The following is an 18,646-nucleotide window of genomic DNA, read 5'->3' as shown; positions in this document are numbered from 1 at the left end:
CGCTCACCACGGCAGCGGAACGGCCTGCCGTCGGCACCGGGCGCCGGCGGCGCCAGTCGACCCGCGCGGCGCGGCACGGCCGCGCGACGCATGCCGGGGTGCCGAGCACGCCCGCCCCACCGGGCGGCAGGCGTGCGAGCGGTGGCTCCGGCCCTGCGACGACGCGGGCAGCGGCGGGGCGACGCGGGCAGCAGCACCCCTTCACCACTCGTCAGCCAGGAGAGGAGGACGGCGCGACCGCGGGCGTGGGCCCGCCGGCCCGGGAACAGTGGGCCGAGCGCCGCAGACCGATGACGGCCACCGCCCCCGAAGAGGTCCCCACCGTCACCCCGTCGTACGCGACGATGCCCGCCACCCCGCACGGCCCCTCGCTGACCCTCTCGGCCTGCGGTTCCTACGCGGCGCGGCTGGCGACGGTGGAGGCCGGCTGGTACGCGGAGCGCTGGACGCTCGACGGCCCGGAGCCCTACGCGGTGCCGCTCCCGGTCGGCCAGCCCGAGGACCCGGGCACCGAGGTGCTGCCGCTCTCCGACGGGCGGGTGCTGATCGCCCGCCGCTCCGCCGGCAGCTACCTGCTCTCCCTCCTCTACCCGACGGGCCCGGACACCGGGGAGCTCACGCTCGGCTCGGTGGGATGCCCCTGGATGACGTTGCTGCCGCCGGCCCCGGACGGCGTGCGCGCCTACGGCCTGGTGGTGGAGGGCGACGCCACCACCGTCTGGCTGGTCTGCGGCGGCGGGCAGGGCCCGCAGCCGGTCCTCACCGTCCCCGGCCGCTGCCAGGACGGCGCCTGGCTGGACCGCGACGGACGGCTGCTGGCGCTGAACCGCACCGACTCCGGGGGGCGGACACGGGCGGTCACGGTCGATGTCGCCGCCGGCGGGGAGGCAGCGGTGCTGCTGCATATCGGGGAGCGGAGCAACGACCGCCTCCTCCTCGCCGACCCGGACAGCGGGCTGCTACTGGTCGCCTCCGACGCCCCCGGCAAGGAGCGGATCGGCTGGGGCGTGCTGGGCAGCCACCGGCCCGTCAGGTTCCCCGAAGCCCTGTACCCGGACGGTGTCGCCGTCCACCCGCTGGCGGTGCAGCCGGCCCAGGTCCTCACCCCCGAGTCCTGCGGGGTCGCACTGCGGCTGATGGGCACGGAGGGCGACTGGCCCGCGGTGTGGCGGCCCCAGCAGCGGGACCTCCAGCACTTCCCCGCACCCGCGGGGTGGTTGCCCGACGGTTCCCACTGGACCCCGGGCGGGGAGCTGCTTCTCCCCTTCGTCGAGCACGCCGCGCCCTGCGGGGTGCTCCGGCTGCCCGCCTCCGCAGTGGAGCCCGCGGGCGCGTGGGAGGACGGGACACCGACCGGGTCCGGAAGCGCCGCGGTATCGGTGCCGGGCGGTCCGACGGACACCGGGTCGTTCGAGGCGTTCCCCGCGGAGACCGGTGCGGCGGCGCTCGTCGCACCGGGGCCCGAGCAGTTCGGGGAGCAGCTCACGGAGCCGTTCAAGCCGTTCAGGGAGTGGGCGCCCCAAGACGTCTCCGACGCGAGCGTCCGGGAGGCGGGCGGGCAGCAGCCGGGCGAGCAGGACGTGGCCCACGCTCCCGATGTCGCCCCCTGGGCGGCCTCGGCCGACGCCGCCGGGCTGCCCACCCCCACGCCGTGGGCGGGGACTCCGACACTTCCCGATCCGGTCGACACCACCGCGGCGGCCGACACCCCCGGCAGCGGGTGGCCCGCCCCGGGGGCGGACGGCTCCCCTGCCGGCGGCAACGGAGGCGGGTACACCGCCGACTCCGCAGAGTCCCCGTGGCAGGTGACCGAGCGGGGCGACGAGCCGGGCAGCGGTGCCGGCTTCTCCATGCTCGACCACGCGTGGGCCGGGGACGCGGGTCGGCCGGAACCGCCCGGCCCACCAGGAACCGACGGCCGGTCAGAAGACACACGGCCGGCCGGTACCGACGGACCGTCCGCGACCGACGCGCCGTGGCCTTCGCCGCCCGGTGGCAACGCTGCGGCGCCCCCTCACGGGGCGCCGGACGAGCTCTCGCCGGGGCAGCCAGCCTCCTGGCCCGGCGGGGGCGCCCCGGACCCGACCTCGGGCCACGCTCCTCCCGGCCCGCGGGACGGCACCGTGGCCGGGGCGGCATGGCAGGACGACTGGACGACTCCCCCGGCCGACCTGTTCGGCCCCACGGCCGGCGGGCCCACCGCGGCGCAGCCGGAGCCGTGGCACGCGGGGGCGGCCGAGCCGCATCCCTGGGGCTGGGCCCCGCTCCCGGCGGACCCCGTCGACCCCGCTCGGGCCGACCGTGCCGAGGGGCTGCGTCTCCCGGGGGACGGCGGCCGGTACGCGGCCGGGTTCCCCCCTTCCGAGGGGCCCGCCGCCCACCGCGGCTTCGCCTCCGAGACCCCACCGACCGCGGCGTACCAGCCTGCAGGGAGCACGATGACCGACAACCACACCGACGCCCGCACCGACACCGCCCCGAACGCCCCCGGCGCCACGGACGCGCCGCCGGTACCGCCGCAGCAGGACGCGGGGGCGGAGGAGGACCGGACCCAGGGAGTCTGCAAGCCGATCACGTTGCAGCAGGCGCTCGGCCGGAGCTGACGGGCCGTGGGACGGGGGCAGGGCCCGGCGGATCGTCCCTGCCGGCCGGGGCGCGGCGCACCCCTGGCCCGGCCCCCGGTCTCCCCCTCTCGCCGGCCGAGCCGCATGCGCCGGACCCGGGCAGGTCCCGCCGCGACCGGGTCGACCGGTGCCTCAGCCCCGGGGGAGGGAACGCCGCCCGCGTGGACCGCGCCGTGCATCTGCCGGCACCGGCCGCACCACCGGCGGCTGCCGCTGTGCCGCGCCGTGCGCCCGGTGCGTTGCGGGCGACGCGCCGCTGCTCCACGAGGTGGGGCGGGGCCGGCGGGGGCTCCTCGCACCGTCCGAAGGGCGGCGTTCCCGGGGGCCGGCGCCGGCGGGCGGGTCGCGTGACCCCTGCCGCCCTCCAGGCGGTAGCCTCAAGGTTTTCACAGGGCGACGCCCGGGCCGAACGTGACGGCACACCAGCGGCGCCGCCCGGGCCGAGAACCGCGGGGGAACGATGGCGCACGCGGCGCGCGCGACGGCCGGACCGGAGGGCACGACGGCCGGTGCCCCGCCTCCCGACGTGCTGCGGTCCTTCCGTGCCGCACGCGGCTTCATGCCGGAGGACGAGGGCCTCGCCCTGTACGCCGCCGCGACGGAGGCAGCCGCTTTGGGCCTGCCGCTGCTGGAGATCGGCAGCTACTGCGGACGCTCGACGGTGCTGCTGGCGGCCGCGGCCCGTGCGGCGGGCACCGTCGTGGTGACGGTGGATCACCATCGTGGCAGCGAGGAGCAGCAGCCCGGCTGGGAGTACCACGACGAGGAACTGGTGGACCCGGTCGTCGGCCGGATGGACACCCTGCCGTTCCTGCGGGCGACGCTGCACGAGGCGGGGCTGGAGGAGCACGTGGTGGCCGTGGTGGGCCGCTCCCCCGTAGCCGCCGCCGTCCTCGGCGCGGCGCCCCGCTTCGGCCTGGTGTTCGTCGACGGCGGCCACACGGACGAGCACGCGACGGCGGACTACGAGGGGTGGGTGCCGCAGCTCGCACCCGGCGGCCTGCTGGTCGTGCACGACGTCTTCGAGGACCCGGCGGACGGCGGTCAGGCGCCGTACCGGATCTGGCGGAGAGCGCGTGAATCCGGAGACTTCTCGCAGGCGGGAGCGGTGGGTTCGCTCCGGATCCTGCGCCGCGCCGGCGGACGTAACGGCGGCATCACAACGGTGCCGCCTGCGCAACAGTAAGTGGACACGCGCGGTGGGGCGCGGGGGTTCATCCGTACGATGGGCCCGCCCGTCGGAACCGCGGGATCACGAGACCGACCGATACCGACAAAGGAACTGATGTGAACTACCGCTCGCTGAACCGAGGCGACGGAGGGGTGATCGCGGCCGCGGTGCTGCTGTTCGTCTTCTCCTTCCTGAAGTTCTTCTCCACCCGAGGCCTGAGCTCCAACGGCTGGTCCACCGACTGGTTCCCGGCGCTGCCGTCGATCTTCCTCGCGGGCATCATCGGTGCGGCGCTGGTCGTGGTGGGCCGCATCGCCAAGCCGGAGATCGCGGGTCGCGAGTTCCTGGGCCTCCGCCTCTCGCAGTGGGGCACCGCGCTCACCGTCACCGCGCTCTGGGCGTCGCTGTGGACCCTGATCGGCGGCAAGGACGGGCTGGACACCGCTGCCGGGCAGATCCTCTCCTTCTTCGCCGTGCTGATCCTGGTCGGCTTCGTCGTGGCCACGCCGCTGGTGCCCGCGCTGCAGGCCCCGCTGATCCCGGAGAAGTCGGCCACCCCGGCCCAGCCGCAGCAGCCGGGCCAGCAGCAGCCGCAGCCGGGGGCGTACGGCCAGCACCCGCAGCCCGGCTACGGCTACCCCGGCCCGCAGGCCGGTGGCCCGCAGCCCGGTTACGCCGCGCCGACGCAGCACATGCAGCAGCAGCCCCCGCAGCAGCCGCAGCCCGCCGCGCCGGCGGCGCCGGACCCCAACTTCCAGCCGTTCTGGTTCGCGGTTCCGGTGCAGCGCCCGCTCTACGCGGAGGACGGGTCGCAGAACACGGTTGCCGAGCTGACCCCGGGCACCTGGTACCTGGCGGTCGGTCAGTCCGGCCAGGAGCTGGTGGCGCAGACGCAGGACGGCCGTCGCGGCGTCCTGAAGGACACCTCCAACATCCAGCGGGGCTGAGCGGCGGGCCCCCGGGCCCCGCTGACAGCGTCGCGACACGACGTCGCACGTCCCGGGCGCGGGGCCGTGTCAGTGACTGTTCCGTCGAGGGGCGTGAGGCCACGCCCGCCGCTGTCGACGGGTGAGGGCGGCGGGTCCGGGTGTCGACGGGCGGACAGCGGCCGACGCTGTCCCGAGAGGCGCCGCGGGCGGGCCCGGGCATCGTTCGGCGACCGTCACGGGGCGTGCCGCCACGGAACGGGGGGGGACGCGGACCGAAGCGGCCGCGAGCCTCCGACCGGCTGCGTCTCTCGGGTCGCCGGGGTCCGCGCGCGGTCAGCGCTCGGGGTGCCCCGCCCCGGCGCAGCAGTCCGGCGCCAGCCCGTCGGGAAGCGCGTCGCCGCCGAACACGGCGGTCGTGGCGGAGTGGCCGTTGAGGGCGGCGACGGCCAGCAGCACCGAACCGGCGGTCCAGCTGGTCCGCTCCTCCGGCCACACCGCGTCGTCCGCGTACACGTAGCCGGTCCAGTAGAGGCCGTCCTCGGCACGGAGGTGGCCGATGGCGCCGAGGATCTCGGCGGCCCGGTCGCTCTCACCGGCCGCCCACAGCGACAGGGCCAGCTCGGCGCTCTCGCCGCCGGTCACCCACGGGTTGGGGAGCACGCAGCGGACGCCCAGCCCGGGGACCACGAACTCGTCCCAGCGCGAGGCGAGTCGGGCGCGGGCGGCCTCGCCGCGGAGCACGCCCCCGAGGACGGGGTAGTACCAGTCCATCGAGTAGCGGGACTTGTCGAGGAACCGCTCCGGGTGGCACCGCACCGCGTGGGCGAGTCGGCCGGTGGCCAGTTCCCAGTCGGGACGGGGGTCGCCCGCGAGCTCGGCGAGGCGGAGTGCGCAGCGCAGCGCCTGATGGACGGAGGCGCAGCCGGTGAGCAGCGCGTCCGTCACGGCGGCGCCGTCGGCCTCCCGCTTCCAGCCGATGCGGCCGTCCTCGTGCTGGAGGTCGAGGACGAAGTCCACGGCGGCGGCGACCACCGGCCACATCCGGCGGCGGAACGGGTCGTCGCCGGTGGCGAGGTGGTGGTGGAGGACCCCGACGGCGACGTAGGCGCAGAAGTTGGTCTCCCGGGAGCGGTCGGTGGGGCGCTCGGCGTCGCCGTCGTCGTAGGCGGCGTACCAGGAGCCGTCGGGGAGCTGGTTCCGGGCGAGCCACTCGTAGGCGGCCCGTGCCCGGTCGTGGTGGCCCGCCGCGTCGAGCGCCATGGCGGCCTCGACGTGGTCCCACGGGTCGAGGTGGTGGCCGCGGAACCAGGGGATGGCGCCGTCGGGGCGTTGCAGCGCCGCTATGCGGTCGGCGGTGAGGGCGGCCTCGTCGGCGGTGAGGACCCCGTCGAGGGCGAGCGTGCCGCCCCGCCCGGGGACCGTCATGCCCGCTCCGCGGCACCGGCGGCGCGCGGGGCGGCCCGGAGCTGCGGTTTGGTGGCGTAGGCGACGAAGCTCTTGCCGATGACGGGGTTGAGCAGGCGGTCGGCGAAGCGGGTCGCGAACGGCCGTTTGACGATGTCCCAGACCAGCATCCGGTGGTAGGCGCGCACCGGCAGCGCGGCCTCGTCGCCCTCGCGGTGGACGCCGAAGGCGCACTTCAGCCACCAGTAGGGCGAGTGCAGGGCATGGGCGTGGTGGACGCCGTAGGGCCGCAGCCCCGACTGCCGGATACGGCGGAGCAGGTCGTCCGCGCGGTAGATCCGGATGTGGCCGCCCTCGACCTCGTGGTAGGCGTCGGAGAGCGTCCAGCAGACCTTCTCCGGCCCGTAGCGCGGGACGGTGACGGCGATCCGGCCGCCGGGCCGCAGGACGCGTTCCATCTCGGCGAGGACACCCCGGTCGTCGGGTATGTGCTCCAGGACCTCGGAGACGATGACGACGTCGAAGCTGTCGTCGGGGAACGGCAGCGCCAGCGCGTCGCCCTCGACCGCGGTGGCCGTGGCGCCCTCCGGGGCCTCACCGGCCTCCCGCATGGCGGCGAACCAGGAGGCGACCTCGCGGATCTCGTCGCCGTTGCGGTCCAGCGCGACGACCCGGGCCCCGCGGCGGTAGCACTCGAAGGCGTGCCGTCCCGCGCCGCAGCCGAGATCGAGCACGCGGTCACCGGCCGCGACGGGGAAACGGGTGAAGTCCACGGTGAGCATGCGGGGGTCAGCTCCTTGCGTTCGGGCGGTCGGCCGAGGGGGTGCGGCCGGTGGCGGCGGGAACGGTGAGTCCGACGTCGCGCGGCACGACCAGCTCCAGCGGCGCGGCCGGGGCGGGGGCCGCCTGCAGCAGCGTGGCGAGGACGCCGGCGGAGGCGGCGACCGCCAGGGCGCGGCGGGGTGAAGGGGTTCGCGGCACGGTGGGGGGGTGCTCCTTCGCGGTGGGGGCCAGGTGAGAGCGGACGGGTCAGCCGCGCCAGGTGTCGGCGAGGTCGATCCGGCCCGAGGCGGCGGCGGTCGCGGTCCGGTTGGCACCGGACTCCCAGACGACGCCGCCGTCCTCGGTCTTGCGGAGGTACTTGTACTCGAAGGCGGTGCCGCCGGGCAGCGTCACCTGGCCGCGCCACAGCGGGTAGTCCGCCGAGCTGAGCGGGACCGCAGCGGCCGGGTTCCAGGAGCCGAGCTGCGGCACGGAGCCGACGACGTGCAGCGACTCGCCCCAGCGGGTGGTGGCCTGGACGCCGAAGGCGGCGGTGGACTGGCCGGGCTGCGGGGTGCCCGGGCCGCCGTTGCCGGAGCAGTCGCGGGCGCCGGCGTGGAGCGCCAGGGCGGTGCCGGCGGCGACCGAGGCGGTGAACCGGCCGGAGCCGTCGACGGTCACGGCGCGTCCGGACTGCACGTCGCAGTAGGTTCCGCCGGGCAGCGAGCTCTGCCAGGTGCGGTCGACGGCGGCGGACTCGTGGTTGACGACGACGAAGCCGCGGTCGCCGCGGCCGAAGGCGATGACGTCGTTGCCGTTGTCCCACCAGTTGGTGACGGCGGCGTCGCCGACCGCGTTGCGGAACCCGACCATGGACGCGATCTCGGGCCAGGCGTGCTGGCACTTCCAGTTGTCCTGGTAGCAGTCGCGCACCTCGCCGCCGCGCGGCGGGCCGGCGTCGTAGTCGGTGAACTCGTACCCCGAGTGGATGTCGGGGCTGCCGTAGTTCCACGCCAGCATGAAGACGTTGGCGAGGGTGTAGGCGGAGCCGTCGCGGTAGGTGAGGGTGGAGCCGTTGCGCTCGGTGTCGTGGTTGTCGACGAAGACGCCGGCGCCGGCGGACGGCAGGTAGCCCCAGCTCTGGCCGAAGTCGTCCAGGTACGCGAGGCGTTCGTTCTGGAAGATGCGCTTGATGTCGAAGGCGTGGCGGAACTCCTGCACGTCGCCCGCGCCCGTGTACTCGTCGGGGTGGATCGCCTCGCCCGCCCCGTAGATCATCTCCTGCTTCCAGTAGACCGATCCGTCGCCGACCCGGGCGCGGATCTGCTCCAGGTGCTGGGCCGGGATGTGCTTGGCCGCGTCGACCCGGAAGCCGGCGACGCCCCAGTCGAGCAGGGTGTTCATGTAGTCGGCGATGGTCTGCTGCACGTAGCCGCTGCCGGTGTCCAGGTCGGACAGGCCCACGAGTTCGCAGTTCTGGACCCGCCACCGGTCGCCGGCGTAGTCGCCGGGGGCGATGTCCTGCCGGCAGTCGTTGAAGTCCTGGCTGCCGTACAGCCCGGGGTAGTCGTACTTGGTGTACGCGGTGCCCCCGGTGCCGGTGCCGGACCCGGCGGCCATGTGGTTGATGACCGCGTCGACCACCACTCCGACCCCGGCGTCGGAGCAGGTGTTCACCATCGCCCGGAACTGCTGCGCGTTGCCGAGGCGTCCGGCGATGTCGTAGCTGACGGGCTGGTACTGGGTCCACCACTGGGAGCCCTGGATGTGCTCCTGCGGCGGGGAGACCTGCACGAAGCCGTAGCCGGCCGGGCCGAGCCGGTCGGTGCACTCGCGGGCGATCGAGTCGAAGTCCCAGGAGAAGAGGACGGCGGTGACGTCCTTCTCCCCGGGGGGCGCCGCCTGGGCGCTGGGACCGGCCGTCAGGGTCGTGGCGGCCGTCGCCGCCACGGTGGCGGCCACCGCTGCGGCTCGTGCCCTGCGGCGGGGTGCGGGTCTGCCTGAGCTGGGGGACATGACGCCTCCGGTGGGAACGTGGGGAGGGTCTCCCACCGCCGTCCCAGCGCCGGGAGACCCGTAGAGCCTGGAGAGCTACGCGCCCTGCCCACGGGGGCGATCCCGGGGCGACGGCGCCCGCAGGGAGTCGGCGGAAATTTCTGCAACTCCTTGCACGCAGGACCGTAGATGTGGCGCCCACCACGGTCAAGAGTTCTGACGCAACCACCCTGCGAGCGGGAGTACGCAGGCAGGCGGTGACGCAACTCCTTGCGCAAGAAGTTGCGCCGCCGGCCGGTCCTGCCGTCCCGGCGCCCGGCCGCGCATCCCCGGGTGCCGCGCGCGGGGCCCGTCGGTCGACCGCCCGCGGGGGCCCGCCGCAGTCGGTCGGCGGCGGGCGTGCCGAAGTGCGGCCCGCGCCGCCGACCGGTGCGCTACCGTCGTCCCATGTCCCGTGCGCCGCAACCGGAATGGACCGTCTACGCCCACTCCACCGACTCCCAACTCCACCCGCTGGGAGCGCCGCCCGTGCCCCGGGCCCCGGAGGGCGGGCCGGTGGCGGCGCTGAGTTGGATCACGGGCGTCAGCGCGGACCACGGGGTGCTGCGCACGCTCGCGGTGCACACCGCCGCCGACGGCACCCCCGCCGCCCTGACGACCTGGCGGCACACCGGCGGTGGCGAACCGGAGCTGGACCCGGTCAGCTGCCTGCGGCGGGATCTCCTCTTCCACGCCGGGCAGACCGCCCGGCAGGTGCCGGTGGGCGACGAGACGCACGACCCGGGCGACGGGGTGCGGACGACGGCGACGGCACGCACCCACGGCATGACCTGGCGGGCCTACCGGGCCGGCGGGTTGACCGTCACCCTCGCCCACCACGACGACGACACCCCGGACTGGAGCGGCGGCCCGGTCGGCTGAGGAATCGGCGGCCTCAGGCGGCGGGTGGTGCGGTCGAACCCCGGACCACCAGCTCCGGTTGGAAGACGAACTCGTTGTGGTGCGCGGCGTTGCCCGCCGCCTCCTCCAGCAGGGAGTCGACCGCGGCCGCGGCCATGGCCCGCACCGGCTGGCGGAGCGTGGTGAGCGGCGGGTCGGTGAAGGCGAAGAGGTCGGAGTCGTCGTAGCCGACGACCGAGACGTCCTCCGGTACGCGCAGCCCCCGCTGCCGGGCGGCCCGGACGACGCCCAGGGCCATCATGTCGCTGCCGCAGACGATGCCGGTGCACCCCGCGTCCAGGAGCGCGCCGGCGGCTGCCTGCCCGCCCTCGACGCTGAAGAGGGTGTGCTGCACCCGCCCCGTCCCGTGCGCCTCCTCCGCGGTCAGTCCGGTGGCGGCGAGGAAGCCGGCGAGCTTGCGCTGCACGGGGACGAACCGGGTGGGGCCCACCGCAAGACCCACACGGCGGTGGCCGAGGTCGTGCAGGTGGCCGACGGCGATGCGGGTCGCCGCCGCGTCGTCCGGGGAGACGAACGGGGCCGCGACGGCCGGGTTGAAACCGTTGATGCAGACGAACGGCACGCCCCGGCCGGCCAGGCGGACGTAGCGGCCGGGGTCGGCGCTGGTGTCCGCGTGCAGGCCGGACATGAAGACGATGCCCGTGACGCCGCGTTCGACGAGCTGCTCCACCAGTTCGTCCTCGGTGGCGCCGCCCGGCGTCTGGGTGCACAGCACCGGGGTGAAGCCGTGGCCGGCGAGCACCTGCTCGATGACCTGGGCGAAGGCGGGGAAGATGGGGTTGGTCAGTTCGGGGATGACCAACCCGACCAGCCCGGCGCTGCGTTGGCGCAGCCGGACCGGCCGCTCGTAGCCGAGGACGTCCAGCGCCGCCAGCACCTTCTGCCGGGTCGCCGCCGCCACCCCCGCGCGGCCGTTGAGGACCCGGCTGACCGTGGCCTCGCTCACCGCCGCCTGCCCGGCGATGTCGGCGAGCCTGGCCGGGCCGGCCGGCGCCCCCCGGGGGAGGCGCCCGACCGGAGCCTGCGTCACGCCCGCCACCACACGGTGGTGTCGGCGGGCAGCGGGCCGCCCTCGTACGGCCGGCTGGCGAGCAGCACCTCGCTGCCGGCCGGTACGGCGTCCTGCTCCACCGGCGCGCCGGTGGTGTTGGCGACGACGACCACGGCCGAGCCGTCGGCCGCGGTGCGGCGCAGCGCCAGCACGCCCTCGGGCGCGTCCAGCCACTCCACGCCGGTCCCGGCGCCCAGCGCGGGGTGCTCCCGGCGGAGCCGCAGCGCGGCGCGGTAGAGCTCCAGCGTGGAGGCGGGGTCGCCGGTCTGCGCCTCCACCGACAGCTCGCCCCAGGCGGCCGGCTGCGGCAGCCAGCTGCCGCCGGGGCCGAACCCGAGCGAGCTGCCCTCCCGGGTCCACGGCAGCGGCACCCGGCAGCCGTCGCGCATCCCGTCCTGGCCGTTGTCCTTGAAGAAGGAGGGGTCCTGCCGCACCTCGTCGGGCAGGTCGGTGACCTCGGGCAGGCCCAGCTCCTCGCCCTGGTAGACGTAGGCGGAGCCGGGCAGCGCCAGCATCAGCAGCGAGGCGGCGCGGTCCCGGCCCGGGGCCTCGCCGAGTCGCGTGCGGTGGCGGACGACGTCGTGGTTGGAGAGCACCCAGGTGGTGGGGGCGGCCACCGGGCGCATCGCGTCCAGCGAGGAGTCGATGACGCGCCGCAGGGCGGCGGCGTCCCAACCGGTGTCGAGGTAGTGGAAGTTGAATGCCTGGTGCAGCTCGTCGTGGCGGAGGTAGAGCGCGGTGCGGTCCTCGCTCGGGGTCCACGCCTCGGCGACGCCGATGCGCTCGCCGGGGTAGGAGTCGAGGATGCGGCGCCAGTCGCGGTAGATCTCGTGGACGCCGTCCTGGTCGAAGAACGGCAGCTGCTGGTTGCCCAGCAGCTTCAGCTGCTCCGCGTGGCCCATGTCGGGCAGGCCGGGCGCCTTGACCATGCCGTGGGCGACGTCGATCCGGAATCCGTCGACGCCGCGGTCCAGCCAGAACCGCAGCACCGCGCGGAACTCCTCGCGGACCTCGGGGCTGTCCCAGTTGAAGTCGGGCTGCTCGGGGGCGAAGAGGTGCAGGTACCACTCCCCCGGTGTGCCGTCCGGGTCGGTCGAGCGGGTCCACGCCGGACCGCCGAAGATGGACTCCCAGTCGTTGGGCGGGAGTTCACCGTCCGCGCCCTTGCCGGGGCGGAAGTGGTAGCGGTCGCGCATCTCCGACCCCGGGCCCTCGTCCAGCGCCTGCCGGAACCAGACGTGCTGGTCGGAGGAGTGGTTGGGCACCAGGTCCACGATGACGCGCAGCCCCAGGCCGTGGGCGTCGTCGATCAGGGCGGTGGCGTCGTCCAGCGTGCCGAAGATCGGGTCGATGGCGCGGTAGTCGGAGACGTCGTAGCCCGCGTCGGCCTGCGGCGAGGCGTAGAAGGGGCTCAGCCAGACGGCGTCCACCCCCAGGTCGGCGAGGTACGGCAGCCGGGCGCGGATGCCGGGCAGGTCGCCCATGCCGTCGCCGTCGCCGTCGGCGAAGGACCGCGGGTAGACCTGGTAGATGACGGCTCCGCGCCACCATTCGGCGGCGGCGGTCTCGGGGGACTCCTCGGCGGGCGCGGTCCGCTCCGTGACGGAGGCGGCCGGCTGGGTGCGGTCGGCGAGGTGGTGGCTCATGTCTTCCCTGGGTTCGTCGGGTTCGTCCGGAGGCGGTGGCGGGGCCGTCCGCGTCCGGGCCGGGGGCCGCTGGCGCTGTCGATGGGTCGGTCGGGGCGGTCGGTGGGGTCGGGACGCCGTGGTGCCGGGGCCGCGCCGCGCGGCGGCGGAGCCGGCGGGTCGTGCCGCCGGCTCCGCGGGGACGGTCAGGACTTGGTGGCTCCCGCGGTCAGGCCGGCCTGCAGGTGTCTCTGCGCGTAGCCGAAGACCAGCGCGGCGGGGACCGCGATGAGCACGGCCGCGGCCGTCATGTGGTGCCAGTCCTGGGTGTGCTGGTTGACGAAGGTCTGCAGGCCGCCCGCGAGGGTCAGGTTCTGCTCGCCGGTCAGGAACGCCGTGGCGTAGGCGACCTCCGCCCAGGCGGTGACGAAGCTGTAGAACGCCGTCACCGCGATCCCGGGCTTGGCCAGCGGCAGCACCAGCCGCCAGTAGGTGCCGAACGGCGAGAGGCCGTCGACCCGGCCCGACTCGTCGATGGAGACGGGGATCGTGTCGAAGAAGCCCTTCATCATCCAGGCGCAGAACGGCACCGCGATGGTGAGGTAGGTGACGATGAGGCCGACCGGCTGGTTGAGCAGGCCGTACCGGGACATCAGGTTGTACAGCGGCACGATCAGCACCGCCATGGGGAACATCTGCGTGATCAGCAGGGTCCACATCAGCGAGCGCATGCCGGGGAACTTGAAGCGGCTCAGGGCGTACCCGGTGGTGGAGGAGATGAAGACCGCGAGGAAGGTCGTCACCACCACGATCAGCAGCGAGTTGCCGAACCAGGTCAGGAACGCCGTCTCGTTGATGACGTACTGGTAGTTGTCGAAACTGAAGTCGGCGGTCAGCGACAGCGAGAACGACTCGCTGCGCGGCTTGAACGAGGTCACCAGCAGCCAGAACGGCGGGAAGAGCGCGATGAACGCGCCAGCCAGCAGGCCGAGATGGAGGCCGAAGGAGGCCAGCGGGCCGCGCTCGCCGCGGCGCCGCTGCCGCGTGCCGCCGGGGCCGCCCCCGGCGGGGCCGGCCGCCACGGCCGGGGCCGCGGGGCCGGTCGGTCCGGCGGTCTGCGCCGCGGGCACGGTGGACTGGGTGGCCACGGTCACCACGCCCCCTCTTTGTCGCCCTGCTGCCGCAGCGCCCGCCGGTAGACGAGGGCGAAGAGGATCAGCAGGATCAGGATGAGCACGCCCCAGGTGGCCGAGCCCGCGAAGTCGCGGGGGCTGCGCTGGAACGCCAGCTTGAACGCCTCGGTGACGAGGATGTCGGTGGAGCCGACCGGGCCGCCGCCGGTGAGCAGGAAGATCACCGGGAACATGTTGAACGTCCAGATGCTGCTGAGCAGCACCACGGTGGCGCTGACCGACCGCACCCCGGGGAGGGTGATGTTCCAGAAACGCTGCCACGCGGTGGCGCCGTCCATCTCCGCGGCCTCGTACTGCTCCGCGGGGATGGACTGCAAGGCGCCCAGCATGGCGATGAGCATGAACGGCACGCCGAGCCAGACGTTGACGGCGATGACGGAGACCTTCGCCCAGAACGGGTCGGTCAGCCAGCTCATCGCGCTCAGCCCGCCGCCCTCCAGGGCGGCGTTGAGGATGCCGGACCGCTCGTTGTACAGCATCCGCCAGGCGAAGACCGAGACGAACGCCGGGATCGCCCACGGCAGGATCAGCGCGATCCGGTAGAGCGAGCGGCCCCGCACCTTCCGGTTGAGCATGTTGGCCAGCGTCAGGCCGATGACGAAGGTGATGACGACGCAGGAGACCGTCCAGACGACGGTCCAGACGAGCTTGTCCCAGAAGTGGCCGCCGGTGAGCACGTCCACGTAGTTCTGGAGGCCGACGAACTCGTAGCTGGCGTCGATGGTGTTGACGCCGATCCGGCGCTCGACGTTGCTCTCGTCGGCGTCGGTGAACGTCAGGTAGAGGCCGCGGACCAGCGGCCACCCCACGATCACGCCGATGACGGCGACGACCGGGGCCACCATCACCCAGGCGTACCAGTGCGTCGCCAGCCCGCGGCGCAGCCTCGTCAGCGCGCCCGGCCCGGGGCGGCCACCGGGGCCCGCCGGCCCCGTCTCCTTCCGATCCGCCGCCGGTCCCGCGGCGGGGGCGGTGGTTCCGCCCCCGGCCGCGACCGCCGGCGGGCCGCTCGCGTCAGCCATGGTTGTCGGTCAGCTCCTCGATCTCCTGCGTCCTGCCGGGTGGTTGCCGCGCGCGGCCGGTGCCGCGCCCGCCGTCACTGCCAGTCCAGGAGCTCCCGGTAGCGGTCGGCGATGGCGGCGGTGGTCTCCTCGGGGGTGGCGCGGCCGAGCAGCATGGCCTCGGCTTCCTCCTTCAGCGGGTCGAAGAGGGAGTTGGCCTGCGGAATCCAGGCGCGCTCGTGCGCGACCTCGACGGCGGGCGCGAAGAACTCGACCATCTCGTTGGCGGCGACGCTCTCGGCCTCGTAGACGGAGGACCGGGTCGGGAGCAGGCTCAGCTCCTCGGTGATCCGCTGCTGCACCTCGGCGGAGGACATGTAGGCGACGAACTCCTGGGCGGCGGACATGTCCGCCTCGCCCAGACCGGCGTAGACGCCGTAGTTCCAGCCGCCCTGCGGGGAGCCCTGCGCGGCGGAGCCGGCGGGGACCGGGGCGACGCCCAGGTTCTCGGCGCCGATGGCGTCGCGGGCGTCGTTGATCGCCCAGGGGCCGTTGATCATCATCGCCACGTCGCCGTTGCCGAAGGACGACATCATCGACTCCCAGCCGTCGGTGGTGTCGGTGATGGCGGCGCCGGAGTCGAGCAGGTCCTGCACGGCCTGGAAGGCGGCCACGCCCGCGGCGTCGTCGACGGTGACGGTCTCGCTGTCGGCGTCCACCAGGTCGCCGCCCTCACCGTAGAGGTAGGGCAGGAACCAGTAGGCGTCGTCGCCGCGCAGGTAGAAGGGGGCCTCCAACTCCTCGAAGGCGTCGACGGAGTCCTGGATGTCGGTCAGGCTCTCGGGGACGTCCACGCCGGCCTCGTCGAGGAGCTGCTTGTTGTAGAACAGCGCGAGCGTGTCGATGACCTGGGGGACCGCGTAGGTGGTGCCGTCGTACTGCGTGGAGGCCCAGGCCTGCTCCAGGTAGTCGTCCTGGTTCTCCACGGCCGGGGTGCCGTCCAGCGGCGCGAGGTAGTCCAGGCTGGCGAAGTCCGAGACCCAGGCGACCTCGGTGCGCATCACGTGCGGGGCCTCGCCGGTCGGCGCGGCGTTCTTGAAGCGGTCCTGCGCGCCGTCCCAGCCGATGTTGACGTAGTCGACCTCGACGTCGTCCCGGCCCTCGGCGAACTCCTCGGCGACAGCCCGGAAGACCTTGGCCTCGGTCTCGTTCGAGGTGTCCCAGTAGGTGACGGTCACCGTGCCGTCGCCGCCGCTCCCGGCGTCGTCCCCGTCGCTGCCGCACGCCGTCGCGGTGAGTGCGAGGGCGGCGATGGCAGCCGTCGTCCCTATGCTGCGCCGCATGTGAACTCCTTCAACATGACTTCCGCCCGTGGGAGGACGCGAAAGGCGCGCCCAGGGGGCGCCGCTCCGCTGCGGCGCCGGGCTGAGCAGGAACGTAACAGTGGCGCAATCCTTTGGAAAGACCTTGCGGCAAGTTTCTGCAAGCGATGCCGGGTCGTGACCGGGGCGGTGCGGCGCCCCTGCGGCTCCTCCCCCACGGTGACCCGGCGCCACGCGGCGGCACCCCGGTGACCGGGGGCGGCCCCGGGGCGCGGGGTGCGGCGGGCACCGACGCCCGCGCGGCGCCACCGCTCCCCGCGGCAGCGCGGGACCGCCCGGGCACGCGCGGGACGTGCGCCTCGGGGGGTTCCGCCCGGCGGCGCGCCCGCGGCGCCGGCGAACGGCGCCCGCGGGACAATCCCGGACAGTGGGGCGGCGCCCTGTGCGGGCCCGTGGGCCGCCCGGTACAGTCCGTAGGCGTGACCGCGCGGCTAGCAGACATCGCAGCCCAGGCGGGGGTCAGCGAAGCGACGGTCAGCCGGGTCCTCAACGGCAAACCAGGTGTCGCCGCGACCACCCGCGAAGCCGTGCTGACCGCACTCGACATCCTCGGCTACGAGCGCCCGGCGAGGCTACGGCGCCGCAGCGCGGGCCTGGTCGGCCTGATCACCCCGGAGCTGGACAACCCGATCTTCCCCGCCTTCGCGCAGGTCATCGGGCAGGCGTTGACGCGCCAGGGGTACACGCCGGTCCTCGCCACCCAGACCCCGGGCGGCTCCACCGAGGACGAGCTGACCGGCATGCTGGTCGACCGGGGCGTCGCCGGCATCATCTTCGTCTCGGGGCTGCACGCGGACACCACCGCCGACACCGGACGGTACGAGCGGCTGCGCGGCCACGGGGTGCCGTTCGTGCTGATCAACGGCTACTCGGAGTCGGTCCGGGCCCCGTTCGTCTCCCCCGACGACGCCGCCGCGATGCAGCTGGCGGTCACCCATCTCGCCTCGCTGGGCCACCGCCGCGTCGGCCTCGCGCTCGGCCCCGCCCGGTTCGTGCCGGTGCAGCGGAAGACCGCCGGGTTCCGCCGCGCCGTCCGGCAGGAGCTGGGGCTCACCGACGACGAGGCCACCGCCCTCATCGAGCACTCCCTCTACACCCTGGAGGGCGGGCAGGCGGCGGCGGCCGCCCTGCTGTCCCGGGGGTGCACCGCGGTCGTCTGCGCCAGCGACATGATGGCGCTGGGAGCGGTCCGCACCGCGCGCCAACACGGGCTGGCCGTCCCGCACGACGTTTCCGTCATCGGCTTCGACGACTCCCCGCTGATCGCCTTCACCGACCCGCCGCTGACCACCATCCGGCAGCCGGTGACCGCCATGGGCCAAGCCGCCGTGCGGGCCCTGCTGGAGGAGGTCGGCGGCACCCCGGCCCCCCACAGCGAGTTCGTCTTCATGCCGGAGCTCGTCGTCCGCGGCTCCACCGCGGCCGCGCCGGGCACGGGTCAGACCCGAGGATGACGCGAGCCACCCCGGACCGGACCGCAGTATGACGGCTGACCGGCGCCTCTCTGGCAGACTGTCCGCCCATGGGGGTAATCAGCGTCGGGCCGAAAGATGATCACCGGGTGAACTCAGCACACGTGGACCAGGAGACCACCGGACCGTCGGAACGCAGCAGACCGCTCGACCGGTTCCGCCGCCCGCGCCGCCCCCGCATCTGGTTCGAGCTGCTGCTCATCGCGGTCAGCTACTCGGTGTACTCCTACATCCGCAACGCGGTGCCGGAGCAGGAGGAGGCCGCACAGCGGCACGCCCACCAGATCTGGGACCTGCAGCAGGCGATGGGGCTCGACTTCGAGCTGGCCGTGAACCACGCGGTCAACGACGTCACCTGGCTCATCGTGGGCGTCAACTACTTCTACGCCACCCTGCACTTCGTGGTGACCATCGCCGTGCTGGTCTGGCTGTTCCGCAGCCATCCGGGGCGGTACGGCGCCACGCGGCTGGTCCTGTTCGCCACCACGGCCGTGGCCCTGGTCGGGTACTACTTCTATCCGCTGGCCCCGCCGCGGCTGATGGAGGGCATGGACTTCATCGACACCGGGCTGGTCCACCAGACGTGGGGCTCGCTGTCGTCGGAGTCGATGCAGAACGTGTCCAACCAGTACGCGGCCATGCCGTCGATGCACATCGGCTGGTCGCTGTGGTGCGGCCTCACCGTCGCCGTCCTGGCACGCCGCCGGTGGCTGAAGGCACTCGGCGCGCTGTACCCGGTGGCGACGCTGTTCGTGATCGTCGCGACCGCCAACCACTTCTGGCTCGACGCCGTGGGCGGGATGGTCTGCCTCGGCTTCGGCTTCCTCGTCTCGGCGCTCTGGTTCGGCTCGCTCTGCTACCGGCTGCCGCGGCACATCGCCGTGCGGCGGGCGGCGGCCGAGGCCGGTTCCGGCGCCACGGTGCCGGCGCCCGCCGGGCCGCGCGGCGGACCGGGCGAAGCGGAGGGCGAGGGGCCCGACCGCCCCGGGGGCGACGGCACGGTGACCGTCACCTACTGGGACACCTCGAACGCGACCGAGGCCAAGGTCTTCCGGGCTGTCGCCGAGGAGTTCGCCG

Annotated in this window: 14 protein-coding genes and 1 pseudogene; 6 read left to right on the top strand and 9 right to left on the bottom strand. The window is 74.3% G+C overall.

Annotation, left to right across the window (positions count from 1 at the left end; genetic code table 11):
• Nucleotides 1-290: 290 nt before the first annotated feature.
• From HCN56_RS27200 to HCN56_RS06380, 3 genes are all read left to right on the top strand, one after another.
• A complete protein-coding gene (locus tag HCN56_RS27200; protein WP_167968502.1) occupies nt 291-2,603 on the top strand; it encodes a hypothetical protein in 2,313 nt (770 codons plus the stop codon).
• 481 nt (nt 2,604-3,084) lie between these two features.
• Entirely contained in the window at nt 3,085-3,810 is a 726-nt protein-coding gene (locus tag HCN56_RS06385; RefSeq protein ID WP_167968501.1) for a class I SAM-dependent methyltransferase, read from the top strand.
• Between the two features lie 101 nt (nt 3,811-3,911).
• Nucleotides 3,912-4,742 carry a hypothetical protein gene (locus HCN56_RS06380; RefSeq protein ID WP_167968500.1) on the top strand — a complete coding sequence of 277 codons (831 nt, stop codon included), beginning with the start codon at nt 3,912-3,914 and terminating at the stop codon, nt 4,740-4,742.
• A 315-nt stretch (nt 4,743-5,057) separates the two neighbouring features.
• On the opposite strand, the gene HCN56_RS06375 is transcribed toward HCN56_RS06380, so the two are convergent.
• The 4 genes from HCN56_RS06375 to HCN56_RS06360 are packed head-to-tail and all read right to left on the bottom strand — an operon-like array spanning nt 5,058 to nt 8,906.
• Nucleotides 5,058-6,149, bottom strand: coding sequence for a prenyltransferase/squalene oxidase repeat-containing protein (locus HCN56_RS06375; protein WP_167968499.1), 1,092 nt, complete (start codon nt 6,147-6,149; stop codon nt 5,058-5,060).
• Nucleotides 6,146-6,910, bottom strand: coding sequence for a class I SAM-dependent methyltransferase (locus tag HCN56_RS06370; protein ID WP_167968498.1), 765 nt, complete (start codon nt 6,908-6,910; stop codon nt 6,146-6,148). Before HCN56_RS06370 ends, HCN56_RS06375 begins: the two co-directional genes overlap by 4 nt.
• A gap of 7 nt (nt 6,911-6,917) precedes the next feature.
• Nucleotides 6,918-7,109 carry a hypothetical protein gene (locus HCN56_RS06365; protein WP_167968497.1) on the bottom strand — a complete coding sequence of 64 codons (192 nt, stop codon included), beginning with the start codon at nt 7,107-7,109 and terminating at the stop codon, nt 6,918-6,920.
• 48 nt (nt 7,110-7,157) lie between these two features.
• Nucleotides 7,158-8,906 carry a carbohydrate-binding module family 20 domain-containing protein gene (locus HCN56_RS06360; RefSeq protein WP_167968496.1) on the bottom strand — a complete coding sequence of 583 codons (1,749 nt, stop codon included), beginning with the start codon at nt 8,904-8,906 and terminating at the stop codon, nt 7,158-7,160.
• Nucleotides 8,907-9,332: 426 nt separating this feature from the next.
• Between HCN56_RS06360 and HCN56_RS06355 the strand changes: the two genes are divergently transcribed.
• Nucleotides 9,333-9,806, top strand: coding sequence for a hypothetical protein (locus tag HCN56_RS06355; protein ID WP_167968495.1), 474 nt, complete (start codon nt 9,333-9,335; stop codon nt 9,804-9,806).
• A gap of 13 nt (nt 9,807-9,819) precedes the next feature.
• Here the strand turns inward: HCN56_RS06355 and HCN56_RS06350 are convergent, their stop codons facing one another.
• The 5 genes from HCN56_RS06350 to HCN56_RS06330 all read right to left on the bottom strand — a co-directional run bounded on the left by HCN56_RS06350 (nt 9,820) and on the right by HCN56_RS06330 (nt 16,058).
• Nucleotides 9,820-10,887, bottom strand: coding sequence for a LacI family DNA-binding transcriptional regulator (locus HCN56_RS06350; protein WP_167968494.1), 1,068 nt, complete (start codon nt 10,885-10,887; stop codon nt 9,820-9,822).
• Nucleotides 10,872-12,542, bottom strand: a complete 1,671-nt coding sequence (locus HCN56_RS06345) for a glycoside hydrolase family 13 protein (protein WP_167968493.1) — start codon at nt 12,540-12,542, stop codon at nt 10,872-10,874. The genes HCN56_RS06350 and HCN56_RS06345 overlap by 16 nt, the downstream gene beginning before the upstream one ends.
• Before the next feature lie 185 nt (nt 12,543-12,727).
• The gene (locus HCN56_RS06340; RefSeq protein WP_167968512.1) at nt 12,728-13,603 is read right to left on the bottom strand and encodes a sugar ABC transporter permease; all 876 of its coding nucleotides are present in this window, start codon (nt 13,601-13,603) and stop codon (nt 12,728-12,730) included.
• 68 nt (nt 13,604-13,671) lie between these two features.
• Nucleotides 13,672-14,736, bottom strand: a complete 1,065-nt coding sequence (locus HCN56_RS06335) for a carbohydrate ABC transporter permease (protein ID WP_167968492.1) — start codon at nt 14,734-14,736, stop codon at nt 13,672-13,674.
• Between the two features lie 74 nt (nt 14,737-14,810).
• Nucleotides 14,811-16,058 (bottom strand): extracellular solute-binding protein, encoded by a 1,248-nt coding sequence (locus HCN56_RS06330; RefSeq protein WP_167968491.1) that lies wholly within the window; start codon nt 16,056-16,058, stop codon nt 14,811-14,813.
• Nucleotides 16,059-16,516: 458 nt separating this feature from the next.
• On the opposite strand from HCN56_RS06330, the gene HCN56_RS06325 reads away from it, so the two are divergent.
• Together HCN56_RS06325 and HCN56_RS06320 are read left to right on the top strand one after the other, a co-directional pair.
• The gene (locus tag HCN56_RS06325) at nt 16,517-17,551 is read left to right on the top strand and encodes a LacI family DNA-binding transcriptional regulator (RefSeq protein WP_167968490.1); all 1,035 of its coding nucleotides are present in this window, start codon (nt 16,517-16,519) and stop codon (nt 17,549-17,551) included.
• A 68-nt stretch (nt 17,552-17,619) separates the two neighbouring features.
• A pseudogene (locus HCN56_RS06320) lies at nt 17,620-18,474 on the top strand (phosphatase PAP2 family protein); the annotation flags it as partial.
• Nucleotides 18,475-18,646 lie beyond the last annotated feature (172 nt).

Origin of the sequence: Streptomyces lonarensis (assembly GCF_012033735.1) — a bacterium.
GTDB lineage: Bacteria > Actinomycetota > Actinomycetes > Streptomycetales > Streptomycetaceae > Streptomyces > Streptomyces lonarensis.
The sequence above is the reverse complement of the archived record's forward strand: the minus strand, read 5'-3'. Positions and strand labels throughout refer to the sequence as shown.

What these genes read in the sequence shown, in the direction of transcription:
- HCN56_RS27200 (WP_167968502.1), top strand. Translation starts at nt 291, where the DNA reads ATGACGGCCACCGCCCCCGAAGAGGTCCCCACCGTCACCCCGTCGTAC.
- HCN56_RS06385 (WP_167968501.1), top strand. Translation starts at nt 3,085, where the DNA reads ATGGCGCACGCGGCGCGCGCGACGGCCGGACCGGAGGGCACGACGGCC.
- HCN56_RS06375 (WP_167968499.1), bottom strand. Translation starts at nt 6,149, where the DNA reads ATGACGGTCCCCGGGCGGGGCGGCACGCTCGCCCTCGACGGGGTCCTC.
- HCN56_RS06370 (WP_167968498.1), bottom strand. Translation starts at nt 6,910, where the DNA reads ATGCTCACCGTGGACTTCACCCGTTTCCCCGTCGCGGCCGGTGACCGC.
- HCN56_RS06360 (WP_167968496.1), bottom strand. Translation starts at nt 8,906, where the DNA reads ATGTCCCCCAGCTCAGGCAGACCCGCACCCCGCCGCAGGGCACGAGCC.
- HCN56_RS06355 (WP_167968495.1), top strand. Translation starts at nt 9,333, where the DNA reads ATGTCCCGTGCGCCGCAACCGGAATGGACCGTCTACGCCCACTCCACC.
- HCN56_RS06345 (WP_167968493.1), bottom strand. Translation starts at nt 12,542, where the DNA reads ATGAGCCACCACCTCGCCGACCGCACCCAGCCGGCCGCCTCCGTCACG.
- HCN56_RS06335 (WP_167968492.1), bottom strand. Translation starts at nt 14,736, where the DNA reads ATGGCTGACGCGAGCGGCCCGCCGGCGGTCGCGGCCGGGGGCGGAACC.
- HCN56_RS06330 (WP_167968491.1), bottom strand. Translation starts at nt 16,058, where the DNA reads ATGCGGCGCAGCATAGGGACGACGGCTGCCATCGCCGCCCTCGCACTC.